This is a genomic window from Shigella sp. FC1967, from assembly GCF_001743005.1.
Taxonomy (GTDB): Bacteria; Pseudomonadota; Gammaproteobacteria; order Enterobacterales; family Enterobacteriaceae; genus Proteus.
Genome location: NZ_MIIZ01001331.1, coordinates 1 through 13,026 on the forward strand (window position 1 = coordinate 1; position 13,026 = coordinate 13,026).

10 protein-coding genes and 2 pseudogenes are annotated in these 13,026 nt (G+C 39.2%); 4 read left to right on the forward strand and 8 right to left on the reverse strand.

Features of this window, described 5'->3' with window-relative positions; all coding sequences use genetic code 11:
• The first annotated feature begins 201 nt into the window (after positions 1-201).
• On the forward strand, positions 202-2,007 hold the full coding sequence (gene narX / locus BHE89_RS21705) for a nitrate/nitrite two-component system sensor histidine kinase NarX (RefSeq protein ID WP_069368201.1): 1,806 nt from the start codon (positions 202-204) through the stop codon (positions 2,005-2,007).
• 25 nt (positions 2,008-2,032) lie between these two features.
• On the forward strand, positions 2,033-2,686 hold the full coding sequence (gene narL, locus BHE89_RS21710) for a two-component system response regulator NarL (protein WP_128860770.1): 654 nt from the start codon (positions 2,033-2,035) through the stop codon (positions 2,684-2,686).
• Here narL and BHE89_RS21715 read toward each other — a convergent pair.
• The gene (locus BHE89_RS21715; RefSeq protein WP_023583674.1) at positions 2,683-3,585 is read right to left on the reverse strand and encodes a LysR family transcriptional regulator; all 903 of its coding nucleotides are present in this window, start codon (positions 3,583-3,585) and stop codon (positions 2,683-2,685) included. The genes narL and BHE89_RS21715 overlap by 4 nt on opposite strands.
• A gap of 110 nt (positions 3,586-3,695) precedes the next feature.
• Here BHE89_RS21715 and BHE89_RS21720 point away from each other — a divergent pair, with 110 nt between their 5' ends.
• Positions 3,696-4,136 carry a PACE efflux transporter gene (locus tag BHE89_RS21720; protein ID WP_069368199.1) on the forward strand — a complete coding sequence of 147 codons (441 nt, stop codon included), beginning with the start codon at positions 3,696-3,698 and terminating at the stop codon, positions 4,134-4,136.
• A gap of 38 nt (positions 4,137-4,174) precedes the next feature.
• Here BHE89_RS21720 and BHE89_RS21725 read toward each other — a convergent pair whose 3' ends face one another.
• The 7 genes and pseudogenes from BHE89_RS21725 to BHE89_RS21755 all read right to left on the reverse strand — a co-directional run bounded on the left by BHE89_RS21725 (position 4,175) and on the right by BHE89_RS21755 (position 11,725).
• On the reverse strand, positions 4,175-4,405 hold the full coding sequence (locus BHE89_RS21725; protein WP_069368198.1) for a hypothetical protein: 231 nt from the start codon (positions 4,403-4,405) through the stop codon (positions 4,175-4,177).
• Between the two features lie 104 nt (positions 4,406-4,509).
• Positions 4,510-5,307, reverse strand: coding sequence for a sulfite exporter TauE/SafE family protein (locus tag BHE89_RS21730; protein WP_069368197.1), 798 nt, complete (start codon positions 5,305-5,307; stop codon positions 4,510-4,512).
• Between the two features lie 202 nt (positions 5,308-5,509).
• Positions 5,510-7,257: pseudogene (locus BHE89_RS21735) on the reverse strand (acetyl/propionyl/methylcrotonyl-CoA carboxylase subunit alpha).
• A 16-nt stretch (positions 7,258-7,273) separates the two neighbouring features.
• Positions 7,274-8,851 (reverse strand): 5-oxoprolinase subunit B/C family protein, encoded by a 1,578-nt coding sequence (locus tag BHE89_RS21740; protein ID WP_069368195.1) that lies wholly within the window; start codon positions 8,849-8,851, stop codon positions 7,274-7,276.
• Positions 8,852-8,865: 14 nt separating this feature from the next.
• Positions 8,866-9,672 carry a putative hydro-lyase gene (locus BHE89_RS21745; protein WP_069368194.1) on the reverse strand — a complete coding sequence of 269 codons (807 nt, stop codon included), beginning with the start codon at positions 9,670-9,672 and terminating at the stop codon, positions 8,866-8,868.
• On the reverse strand, positions 9,669-10,460 hold the full coding sequence (locus tag BHE89_RS21750) for a LamB/YcsF family protein (protein ID WP_069368193.1): 792 nt from the start codon (positions 10,458-10,460) through the stop codon (positions 9,669-9,671). The genes BHE89_RS21745 and BHE89_RS21750 overlap by 4 nt, the downstream gene beginning before the upstream one ends.
• A gap of 13 nt (positions 10,461-10,473) precedes the next feature.
• Positions 10,474-11,725, reverse strand: a pseudogene (locus BHE89_RS21755) (NRAMP family divalent metal transporter).
• 494 nt (positions 11,726-12,219) lie between these two features.
• Here BHE89_RS21755 and BHE89_RS21760 point away from each other — a divergent pair.
• Entirely contained in the window at positions 12,220-12,855 is a 636-nt protein-coding gene (locus BHE89_RS21760) for a GntR family transcriptional regulator (protein WP_128860769.1), read from the forward strand.
• The last annotated feature ends 171 nt before the right edge of the window (positions 12,856-13,026 follow it).

Sequence of the window (13,026 nt, forward strand, 5' to 3'; positions counted from 1 at the left end):
AGCTGAAATGACTTTTCACACCTAAGTATTAATAGGGTTACTCTTAATTTTTTATTTTAAATTAATAAGTTAAACAAATACCACTGTAATTTATCAGTGAAATTATCTCTATCAGATATTTAGGGGTAACACTTTAGTAGTATATGACATTTGATGTCTTTTTAAGGCAATATAGCGCCAGAATAAATTTGGAAAATAACGATGAGTACACATAAAATCCAATGGCACTACCGTTTTTCAATTATTAACCAGATAGCGATTTTGATGTTACTTTTCACGCTATTGGGTGTGGTGGGAATGGCGATTTCTAACCATATTATTTTGAGTGTGCAAGGTAATGCTCATGCCATTAATAAATCAGGATCGCTGCGAATGCAAAGCTATCGCTTGCTATCAGCGTTACCTCTAGATGAACAGCATCGTTATTATCTTCATGAATTAGAAACTGACTTAGACAGTGTGGAGTTACTTCAAGTCCTAAGTAATCAATCGCTACAATCACAATATGCTCAATTAAATACTTACTGGAAAGATATCTTAAAACCGACCTTGCTCTATGCACAACAACGAGATGATGCAAAACAAGAGGTTGTCTTATTTGTTGCACAGCTAGATAAACTCGTATTAAGTATTGACCAACTCACAGAGCAAAAAATTAGGCTGGTGGCTTATACTCAGCTTATTTTCACTGCACTTACACTGTTATTGCTGTTTGGCTCTGTTTGGCATTTCCGTCACCGGTTATTACATCCTTGGCAACAACTTATGACAATGGCTAATTCGATTGGTCATGGTGATTTTTCAGCACGTTTCCACCAACGAACACACCATGATGAAATTGCCACATTGGGTATTGCACTCAATACTATGTCAGAAGAACTTTCTACGCTGTATAGCGAATTAGAACAAAGAGTGGTTGAAAAAACTTACGACTTACAACAGAAAAATAAAGTGCTCTCTTATCTCTATCATTCAAGCCAACAATTACACTCTCCTGCACCACTTTGTGCCCGATTAAAACAGATATTATTTGAGCTTCAACAAATCATTCCCGATACTTATTTTCAGATACGTTTATATGAAGATAATCATCACACACTGTTTAATGAAATTAGTTTAGAGCCTCAACCACGCGCCGAACATTGCCCTGCTCCACAATGTGAACGTTGTGAAGATAATACGTCAATAACGCCTTCATTAAATAGTGAGTTATTACATTGGGAATTAGCGGATCAAATCCATCGTTATGGATTATTTGTTATGCAGTTACCTGAACATACTGTGTTAACTGACGAACAAAATAATTTGATGCTCTTACTGACAAAACAGATCTCAGCAATGCTGGCAATGGAACAACAAAACGAGCAACAACAGCAGCTTTTGTTAATGGATGAACGTTCGGCAATTGCTCGTGAATTACATGACTCTATTGCTCAATCGCTTTCTTGTTTAAAAATGCAAGTTAGCTATTTACAAATGCAGTCAGAAACCTTACCGGAAAATTGCCAAAAACTCCTTAAAGAGATGCGAGAAGAGCTGAATGTGGCTTATCGTCAATTAAGAGAACTGTTAACGACATTTCGCTTAAAACTCACTGAGCCAGGATTACTTGCAGCGCTAGAAAATACACTGACTGAATTTAATCAGCGCCTTGGTTTCTCCATTCAATTTGACTATCAATTACCTGCAAAATGTGTGAATTCACATCAAAGTATTCATGTTGTACAAATCGTCCGTGAAGCATTAAATAATATTTTACAACATGCCAATGCTAATTGGGCTGAAGTCTCTTTATCTCTAAATCATGGCATGGTTGAACTAAAAATTAATGATAATGGTGAGGGAATTAGCCCAGAACCTGAAAAATTAAATCACTATGGCCTTATTATTATGCGTGAACGCGCGAATAGCTTAAATGGTTCTTATACAATAAAAGTACGTGAACAGGGCGGTACTCAAGTATTTGTTAAATTTCCATTAATAACTACTCATAAAGACCCTGTCTAAATTGGAGCAAGTCGTAATGAATAATATGGGATCCCCCACAGAAAAAGCGACAATTTTACTCATTGATGATCACCCGATGCTACGCAATGGTGTAAAACAACTTTTAAGTCTTGATACAACACTCACTGTCGTTGGGGAAGCAGGAGATGGTATTCAAGGTGTGAAACTCGCTGAAGAGTTAGATCCTGATTTAATCTTACTCGATCTGAATATGCCTGGAATGAATGGTTTTGAAACACTTGATCAACTGCGATTAAAGTCGTTATCAGGTCGGATCGTGGTTTTCAGCGTATCAAATTATAGTGATGATTTAGTCACAGCATTAAGACGTGGTGCTGATGGGTATCTTTTAAAAGATATGGAGCCTGAAGAATTACTTGCCGCTCTAAAACAAGCAGCCGCTGGAAAAATGGTTGTCAGCCCTGCATTAACCCCTATTTTAGCTGAATCATTACGTGAAGATCGTTCTGAAGGTGAGCGTGATATTGAACAACTCACCCCGCGTGAACGTGATATTTTAAAGCTGATTGCACAAGGCTTATCAAATAAAATGATCGCACGTAAGCTTGATATCACAGAAAGTACGGTCAAAGTGCATGTAAAACATCTATTGAAAAAGATGAAGCTAAAATCTCGTGTTGAAGTCGCTGTTTGGGTTCATCAACAACGCGTTGATTAATTAAAGTTAGGCACAATGGGCTGGTGAGTACTCATCAGCTCAACTAGCTCTTTTGCTCCTTTTTGTAACGACTCCCCTTTTAGCCACATAGCATGAATAGGTAATCGCAACTCATTCTTCGTATTCTTAAACTGAAGCTGTTTTAATTTACCTTTTTGCAATTGAGTATAAATTAGCGAATACGGTAAATTCCCCCATCCCATTCCCGCTTCAACCATACCCAAAGCCATTTGAAAACTATCAGTTTGCCAATAATTTGTTGCCACTAATGAGCGTTCATCTCTTAACTCTTTGGTATGACTGGCGATCATAATTTGCCTCACATTTACAAGATCTTCAATAAATACACTTGCAGGATGTGCTAATGCAATATGACTTGCTGATATTGTTGCCACCAATGACTCAGAGCCAAGGTACTGAAATTGCTCATCACCATTCACATATAAGCCCCCATAAACGAGGCTTAATTGAATTTTATGTGAATGTAACATCTCAATAATGTCATCTTGTGCCGCGGTTATCACATTCACATTAAGTAAGGGATAACGTTGCGTTAATTCAGATAACGCAGGTAATAAATAATCAGGATTAATATCAGCCGCAACACCAATATTTAAAACACTTTCAAGATCCATAGAAAGCTCTTGTGCATGCACTTGTAATAATTTTAATTGCTCTGCGATCATTCTGGCATGAGGCTCAAGTGCTTTGGCTTTTTCAGTTGGCTGAGGCTCTCGTGATGAACGCTCAAAAAGCGCGTAACCTAATTCAGCTTCCATATTAGCAATTGCCATACTGACTGCTGATGGAACCCGTTTTAATGAACGTGCAGCCGCAGAGAAGGATCCTTTATCCATCACAGCTAAAAATATCGCAATATGTTCACTTGAGAACTGCATGTTCACTCCTGATGTTTCAGTCAAATTGATATTAGCTAACTTTTTCTATCATTCTTACTGATTTATCTTACGATGCTTAATGGCACAGATCCACAGAAAAAGAGAGTACAATGCAAGGTATCAAACGAAAAATTGTCTACGTGACAGCTTATGAAATTTTTGGCTGGGTTATTTCTTCAGTTGGGCTTGCACTTTTGGCTGATAGTTCAACCGCAGTAACGGGACCATTAGCGCTTGTGATCACAACCATCGCGGTGAGTTGGAATTTTATTTATAACTGCCTATTTGAATTTTGGGAAAGTCGGCAAGTTTCAAGGATCCGAACTTTTAGACGCCGTCTAGCACATGCGATTGGATTTCAGCTCACGCTGGTGCTCTATTTGATTCCATTAATTGCATGGTGGTTAAATGTTTCGTTATGGCAAGCATTCGTTATGGACTTTGCGCTGATCATCATCATCCCTTGTTATACCTTCGTTTATAACTGGGTATTTGATAAAGTGTTTGGCTTACCAAAATCTGCATTACCTGAGAATGCGCCCGTGGCCTAAGCGACAAATTAAATCAGGAGCGTGATCCCAATCACGGATCACGCTTTAACAGGGTAAATATCTTCTAACGCAAATTGCTCAATACCACCTTCTAACTCGCAACGACCTAACCCCATATTTTTGTCATCAGCCGTCGTTCTTCTTAGTAATTTACCGGTCACTTGAGAAAGCGCTGGATCAATTTCAATCACACGGTAATACTCTTTCATATAGCTCTCTTCACCCAGCGCCATATAAACTAAAAACTCATCACCTATTTTAATATTCATCTCGTTTTTACTTACTCTTAATAGTTAATCTAATGATGATAGAATAAATTTAGTCTAACGAAAGAAAATAAGATAAAGATTGACTCACTCGATATTACATTAAGTTAATTTATTAACTTCCAACTCATCATAATGATGCTGATCAGAATAAAAGACAGTGTTAAATACTGGAAGAAACGCTCTGATAAATGCACAAGTAAATAACGTGCTAATGGAATAGAAAATAAGGAGCCTAAGCAAAGAATAATTGCCGTGTGAATATCAGTATAACCCCCAGCACTATAAGCGATAGCAGAGCCACCAGAGAGGATTGTAGTAATAAAAATAGAAGTGCCGACCGCCTCTTTAATACCCATTTGTGCAAAACGCATTAATACAGGCAGAACCACTAATCCTCCTCCTACACCGGTTGCACCAAGTACAAACCCTGCGCTGACTCCTGGCACAAATAAAGAAGAAAAAGTCACTGAAGAAGGTGGTGGTAAAACAATCAAAGGATCTGAAATGGCTGTTCTTCTTATCATTCTCTGTAAAAACAAGATCAATGAAAATACGATAGCAACGATCATTAAAATATTAATGGCAAATTCAACACGATCATAATATTGAGGTTGTGATCCCAACCATGTCACACCATAACTCGCTAAAAATGTTACTGGAAACATTATACCTAAGATCAATAGGGCGGGTTTTAATGGAATATTGCCTAACCGAAAATGAATATAAGAAGATGAGAGCTTCATTAGCATTGAGAGTAAATTAGCGGTTGCAACCGCAGCTAATGCATTCATACCAAAAAGATAGATAAGAACAGGTAATAAAATAACACCGCCACCTACACCGGTCGTTGTAATAACTAACCCTATTGCAGCACCAATAAGCAGTTGTGTTACAAGCAACATCCCATTTCCTTTTTGGTTAAAATTTAACAAGCTTCGATTATAGGCAAAATAACTTATAACCAAAAGGAATTAGATATAACAAATAGGAATATAAATAAAGTTATTATAAAAAAACCCCTTAATATGAAACAGTTTCATATTAAGGGGTTTAAATTAATGATAAAAATTATTCTTATTAATCAATATATTATTTTTAATACTCTTAGTTTATTTCCGCTAATACCGTTTCTGCTGAAAAGTAATCACCCGTTTTAGCTTTTTGAACCAGTACCCCATCACAAGAAGCCACTACCTGAACTTCCATTTTCATGGCTTCCATAATGGCAATAACATCACCTTCTTTGACCTTGTCACCATCAGATAAGATCCAGCTATGTAACACACCAGAAATTGGTGCAGTGACGGCTTTTTCATTCTCTTCTTTCTCATGACTGGCATGAATTGCTGTTGGTATTACCGCAGAGAGTGACAATAATTGAGCAGGCAAAGCGAGTTCGTGCCGACGACCATCAATTTCAATAAAAGTACGCACGAGTTCTTCATTTTTTGCAGATGTGCTACGAGGGAAATGGGCATTTCTTGCCTGAAAATCAGTTTCAATCCAACGGGTATGCACTTTGAAATTTTCAGTGAAATCAGTATGCGCCATCATTTCGCAATGGAAAGGAAGTACGCTTGCCACACCTTCAATTTTAAATTCAGATAGCGCTCGGCGAGCACGGGCAATTGCTTGTTTACGTGTTGCACCTGTCACGATCAGTTTTGCCATCATTGAATCGAATTGACGTGAAACCTGATTATTTTCGGCAACCCCACTATCTACACGCACACCGGGGCCAGAAGGCTGAGAAAAAATGCGTGATTAAACCCGGTGTAGGTAAAAAAGCCTTTGGCGGGATCTTCCGCATTGATCCTAAATTCAAAAGAGTGACCTCGCGGAACGGGAGTTTTATCAATACTGAGTGGCAATCCTTCAGCAATACGTAACTGCTCTATGACTAAATCGATACCCGCTGTTTCTTCTGTAACAGGGTGCTCAACTTGTAAGCGTGTATTCACTTCTAGAAATGAGATAGTACCATTTGCACTTAATAAAAACTCAACGGTGCCTGCACCCACATAACCTGCTTTAGCACAAATATCTTTAGCTGATTGATGAATACGCTCACGTTGTTCGTCTGTTAAATAAGGTGCTGGCGCTTCTTCAATCAGCTTTTGATTGCGGCGTTGTAACGAACAATCTCGTGTTCCAACAACAACAACATGACCTAATTTATCTGCGATAATTTGTGCTTCGATATGGCGAGGTTTATCTAAGAATTGTTCGACATAACATTCACCACGACCAAACGCCGTTACGGCTTCTCGTACAGCAGAATGATAGAGCTCTTCAATCTCTTCCATTTTATAAGCGATCTTTAGACCTCTTCCACCGCCACCAAAAGCCGCTTTAATGGCAACGGGTAGACCATACTGTTTGGCAAAATCTAGAACCTCTTTGGCATCATTTACCGGATCTGCCGTACCATTTACAAGCGGGGCACCAACAGATTGTGCAATTTTGCGTGCTTGCACTTTGTCGCCAAGCACTTCAATCGTTTCTGGATTAGGACCGATCCAAATAAATCCCGCATCTTGTACTGCTTTTGCAAAATCTGCTCGCTCAGAAAGAAAACCGTAGCCAGGATGGATCATGGTCGCTTTAGCTTTATGAGCAATTTCAATAATTTTATTAATATCTAGATAGCTTTCTTTCGGCAAATTACCCTTAAGTCCATAAGCTTCATCAGCAAGACGAACGTGCAGTGCATCAATATCATCATTTGCATAAATAGCAATTGAAGTGGCACCATGATCCTGACAAGCACGAATGATACGAACGGCGATTTCGCCTCGGTTTGCAATCAGTACTCTATGCTTCACTCGTTGTTTTTGGTTAGTTGTTGTCATGAGTGGCATTCTCCTATCAATATTCTTGAAATTCGGTAATTGGATTAAAACGAATTTTAGCGTTAACAGGGATCTGCCCTGCGAGTGGTAAGTGATATTCAGCAACCGCACCAATAACAGGGTATCCTCCTGTTAAAGGGTGATCGTTAAGAAACAAAACAGGTTGCCCATTAATTGGCACTTGAATGGCACCAATGCAGGTACCTTCACTTGATAGCTCTTGTTGTTGCTCTCGTACAAGAGGTGTATCACCCAATAAACGTAATCCAATACGATTAGACTGCGGGGTCACTTGCCATAATTGAGAAGTTAGTGTCTTTACAGCTTCAGGTGTAAACCAGTCAGTACGAGGGCCTAAAACGATATCAAGTGTGACGATATCCCCTTGTTTGGGTAGTACAGATGTTGGCTGTTCATCGGCAAGAATACCGTTTGAGACGCATTCATTATTCAAATGAAGAACATCCCCTTCTTGTAAAGCATTAGGGCCAATTTGAGCCAAAGTATCAAACGCATAGCTACCTAACACTTTTTGTAATTTAAACCCACCTCTCACGGCAAGATAGCTACGAACCCCCATTTTGGGTATACCTAAAATAATTTCATCACCACAGCGAACATCGATAGGTTGGTAACTAGATAGGAATTCATTCTCACCCGACTCATGTTTTAGCGTAATAGAACAATCTGCCCCAGTTAAGGCAATCACACAATCTTGCCGTGCTTTTAGCGTCAATCCACCTTGGGTTATCTCAAGTGCAACAAAAGTTGCAGGATTACCCACTAAACGATTAGCCGCATGTAAAGCAGGTTTATCAAGTGCACCTGAAGCAGATACCCCCATTGATGCAGCACCAATACGCCCTTCATCTTGAAATAACGTTTGTAACCCTGCTGAAATAACATATAACCCTTTATCATTTAACGAGAGTGAGGAAGTTACTGCTGATTTCTTCTCAGGTAGTGAAACCGTTATTGATGTCTTTTGTGCATCGACAAAATGCACTTCATTACCCGGTAATAGAAAGGCGGGTTGTTCGCGAGAGAGGTCCCACATTTTTATTTCTGTGGTGCCAATAAGTTGCCAACCACCAGGACTTTGTTGTGGATAAACACCACTAAATTCACCCGCTAATCCAACAGAACCTGCTGGGATCCGTGTTCGAGGTGTTTTACGACGAGGCACATAGAGCCTAGTTTCATCAGCAATCAAATAGGCAAAACCAGGAGCAAAACCCGTAAATGCCACTTGATAGGTTTGTTCTGTGTGTCTGCGGATCACCTCACTGGCAGTGATCCCTAATAATTCAGCAACCTCATTAAGATCTTCACCTTGATAATGAACAGGGATCGTTAATGACTGTGTTTGACGTGCTGATACCGCTTTGACTTCTAATTGTCGAAGCTGAAACACAAGTTCTTCAGCTGTGATTAGCCACGGCGTATAGTGAATTAAGAGTGTTTTTGCAGCAGGCACAATATCTTGAATAGCAGCAATATCCGCTTGTTTAACGGATTCATATAATGCGAGCGTCTCTTTTAAAGAGGAAAGCTCAACAAGTAAATGAGATAAGTTAACGGGTAAAAAGCGCAAAATATCTTCCTCCCTTATACGTGATAAGCTGCATCAGGCACATCAGTGATAAACATATGTCCCGGAGCATGGCTGAGTGCGAAAGGAACACCTGAACGCATCACTGCCGCTTGTGGAGTCACACCACAAGCCCAAAATACGGGGATCTCACCTTCTTCAATTCTCACTGGTGAGCCAAAATCTGGCGACATAATATCTTTAATACCCAGAGCATCAGGCGAGCCAATATGCACAGGAGCACCATGTACAGAAGGAAAACGACCACTGATCATCACGGCATCAGCGATCCTATCAGCAGGAATAGGACGCATCGAAACGACTAATTCACCTTCTAATCGCCCAGCAGGGCGACACAAACGATTCGTTTTATACATCGGAACATTACTGTTATCTGTAATATGGCGAATTTCAATGCCCGCTTCTAACATTGGCGTTTCAAATGTAAAACTGCAACCAATAAGAAAAGTGACTAAATCAGGATGTTGCTTCCAAATTTTAGTCGCATCCGTAATTTCATCGGCCAATTTTCCATTTTCCCAAACTCGATACAAAGGGATATCAGTACGTAAATCAGCACCTTCTGCCAAAACTGTACGATAGCTGCCAGCCTCGCAAACATCTAAAATCGGACAACTTTTAGGATTACGTTGAGCATAAAGCAAAAAATCAAATGCCCAATCACGAGGCAAACTAATCATATTCGCTTGCGTCATTCCTTTAGCCATCCCTGCCGTAGGTATGGCTAAACCATTACGAATCGCTAATCGGGCTTCTTGTGCTTTGGCTATTGCCGCCGCAGTTGCTTGCATTAAATGAGTCATTTTTGCACCTCATTTTTAAGTGATAGTGGTGCAAAAGGTTTAATGCTAACACCATGATGGATAAGAATATCCTTTACACTTTGAGCAAGCGCCACAGCATCTGGGCTATCACCATGAACACAAATAGAATCAGCTTGTATCGCAGTAAAAACACCTTCTATAGACTCAACGCCACCTTCTTGCACAAGCCGTAACATACGCTGTGCAACAACTTTAGGATCATGTAAAACGGCGCCCTCTTTTTTACGAGAAACCAACGTACCATCCGCGTGATAAGCTCTATCTGCAAAAGCTTCGGCAATAACACGAAGACCTTTTTCTTTTGCAAGCATGATCAAAGGTGATCCCGCTAGAGCAACTAATGTTAATTGAGGATCAACGGCAAGGATCGCCTCAATAACGGCAAGTGCTTGACGTTTATTATGAGCAATTGTGTTGTACAGCGCACCATGAGGCTTAACATAAGTCACGCTCAACCCCACCGCTTTAGCCAATCCTTGCAAAGCACCTATTTGATAAATCACATCTGCGGTTAATTCATCACTAGCGATATCCATATTACGGCGACCAAAGCCCACTAAATCAGGATAAGCAACATGTGCCCCTATCGCGACATTGTGTTGTTTCGCTGCTTTTAATGTGCTTAAAATTCCATCTGGTGAACCCGCATGAAAGCCACAAGCAATATTGGCACTGCTGACAATTTCAAGCACGGCTTCATCATTCCCCATTGTCCATTGGCCAAAGCTTTCACCTAAATCACTGTTTAAATCGACTGTTTTTATCATCGTTATTATTCTCTTAAGCAATGTTGAGATAGTTGAAAATAGCCCCTACGGACATAATGCCCATATACCAAGTCAGCGCACAGACTAAAATACCAGACCACAGTAACCATGCAGGGTATTTATAACCATTCATGAGATCTTGACGACGCCATGCAACAAAAATGAATAGTGTCATGCCAATAGGTAGAATTAGGCCATTGAAACCGCCGGCAAAAACTAATAATGCGGCTGGTGCGGTTCCCATAACCATATAAATGGCGAGTGAAATAGTAATGAAAATAATGGTTGCGATATTACGTTGACGCTCAGTAACACCTTTTTTAAAGACAGTAATAAATGACATTGAGGTATAAGCAGCACCAATCACACTCGTTAATGCAGCAGCCCATAAAATAAGACCAAAGATGCGTAATCCAGTTAAACCCGCCGCATGTTGAAATGCTTGAGAAGCCGGATTCGCTGCATGACTAGAAATATCTAATGTTACGCCACTGGCAACCACGCCTAAAATGGCAAGGAACAGGATATAGCGCATTAATCCAACCACTAAAATTCCCTTAGTTGCAGCACTTGATACCGCATCAATATTCTCAATACCTGTTGTTCCTTTATCAAGAAGTCGGTGAGCTCCCGCATAACAGATATACCCGCCCACTGTACCACCAACAATTGTAGTGATCGTCGCGAAGTTAATCGCATCAGGCAGAACAGTTTGCCTTAATGCTTCCCCCACAGGAGGATTAGAAGCAAACATTACAAAAACAGTCAGTAAGATCATGACGATACCAAGAACGATAATCATACGATCAATAAAATTACTGGCTTTGCGTGATGAGAAAATATAGATAGCAAGTAAAGCACTTAAGATCCCTCCCCATTTAGGATCAAGACCAACCATCGCATTAAGCCCTAAACCAGCACCTGCAATGTTACCTACGTTAAACACTAGACCGCCAAAAATAACTAATACAGCAAGTAAGTAACCACTACCAGGTATTGCTTTGTTAGCAATATCTGAAGCGCGCATATTGGTAACCGTGATCACTCGCCAAATACTTTGCTGAACAACATAATCGATGATAATTGATGCCAAAATACCAAATGCAAATGAGGCTCCCATTGTGGCAGTAAAGGTTGCAGTTTGAGTAATAAAACCTGGACCGATCGCTGACGTTGCCATTAAAAAAAATGGCGGCTATTAGTGAAGAGCGTCTATTTTTTATAAACGAACTTGATGTTGTATTTGCAGAATCTTGTGTAGCCATGAGCTACCCCCTTTATCATCATTATTTTAATTATTATTACTAAGGCAATTAACGTGCCATTGTTGAGCATGAGCAGATTATTGTTAATCACTTGATATTAGATTGTTGAACAATTAATAATAATAGATGAATAAATAAGCAAATAGATTTAAATATGGGATGATAAAAGTGCAAAGAAGATCGCATTTTTTAACATTTTATTGACAATTTATATCCTGTTAATTAGCCATCAATATGCACCTAAATGAGGCATAAAAAGATCAGGTGCACAAAAATAGTGCACTAAATTAAAGGAAAAATAAGTTTAATTACTAAAATATCGTGAGGAAATTTAAGATTTTTTGATAGAAATAAATAAAAAGTCATACTCGATACAGTGAGAAATACAACAGAGTGACATAATAGAGGTTATATATTACAAAACACACTGATAGAATAGGCACTCCTATTAAGCTAATAACAGAAGATAATGCAGAAAAAAAACATCTCCACAAATTCTTTCTCAGAAAGTCGCAAATGTTATTCGACAAAAAATCACTATTGGAGAATTAACGCCTGGTGAAAGACTGTCAGAAACTGCATTAAGTGAAACGCTAGAAATATCACGTAATACTTTAAGAGAGGTTTTTCGCGTTCTTACTCAAGAAGGGCTTTTAACTTATAAACCGAATCGTGGTGTTTTTGTTTCTGTACCAGATATGGCAAGTATCATGGATATTTATCGTGTAAGACGATTAATTGAATGTGATGCTCTACGACATTCTTATCCTATGCATCCAGCGATTGTCAGAATGCAAGATAGTGTCAATCAAGCAAAAATTTTTCAAGAACAACAAGATTGGAGCGGAGTAGGAACCTGTAATATGCATTTTCATACCGCCATTGTTGAGCTTTCAGATAGCCCCAGATTATTTAAACAATATCAACTTATTCTGGCTGAATTACGTTTAGCCTTTGGTTTATTAAATGATCCTCAACTGCTACATGCACCGTATATTGAGAAAAATGAGCAAATTTTAACGCTGTTAATGGATGGAAAAGCCCAAGAAGCCGCAACAGTAATGGAAGCGTATTTAGAAATTTCAGAAAGAACTGTACTCGCAGCGTTTTCTCGTCATAATTTTTGCTAAAAAGATCATAAAAAAATGCCCTAAATTAGGGCATTTTTATATTCAGAATTTAGAATCATATTTAAAAATCACAAATAATAAACGCAAAAAAGCCAACCCATTGGGTTGGCTTTCTCGTCTTATTTAATGCCTGGCAGTTCCCTACTCTCACATGGGGAGACCCCACACTAC

What these genes read in the sequence shown, in the direction of transcription:
- narX (WP_069368201.1), top strand. Translation starts at nt 202, where the DNA reads ATGAGTACACATAAAATCCAATGGCACTACCGTTTTTCAATTATTAAC.
- narL (WP_128860770.1), top strand. Translation starts at nt 2,033, where the DNA reads ATGGGATCCCCCACAGAAAAAGCGACAATTTTACTCATTGATGATCAC.
- BHE89_RS21715 (WP_023583674.1), bottom strand. Translation starts at nt 3,585, where the DNA reads ATGCAGTTCTCAAGTGAACATATTGCGATATTTTTAGCTGTGATGGAT.
- BHE89_RS21720 (WP_069368199.1), top strand. Translation starts at nt 3,696, where the DNA reads ATGCAAGGTATCAAACGAAAAATTGTCTACGTGACAGCTTATGAAATT.
- BHE89_RS21725 (WP_069368198.1), bottom strand. Translation starts at nt 4,405, where the DNA reads ATGAATATTAAAATAGGTGATGAGTTTTTAGTTTATATGGCGCTGGGT.
- BHE89_RS21730 (WP_069368197.1), bottom strand. Translation starts at nt 5,307, where the DNA reads ATGTTGCTTGTAACACAACTGCTTATTGGTGCTGCAATAGGGTTAGTT.
- BHE89_RS21745 (WP_069368194.1), bottom strand. Translation starts at nt 9,672, where the DNA reads ATGACTCATTTAATGCAAGCAACTGCGGCGGCAATAGCCAAAGCACAA.
- BHE89_RS21750 (WP_069368193.1), bottom strand. Translation starts at nt 10,460, where the DNA reads ATGATAAAAACAGTCGATTTAAACAGTGATTTAGGTGAAAGCTTTGGC.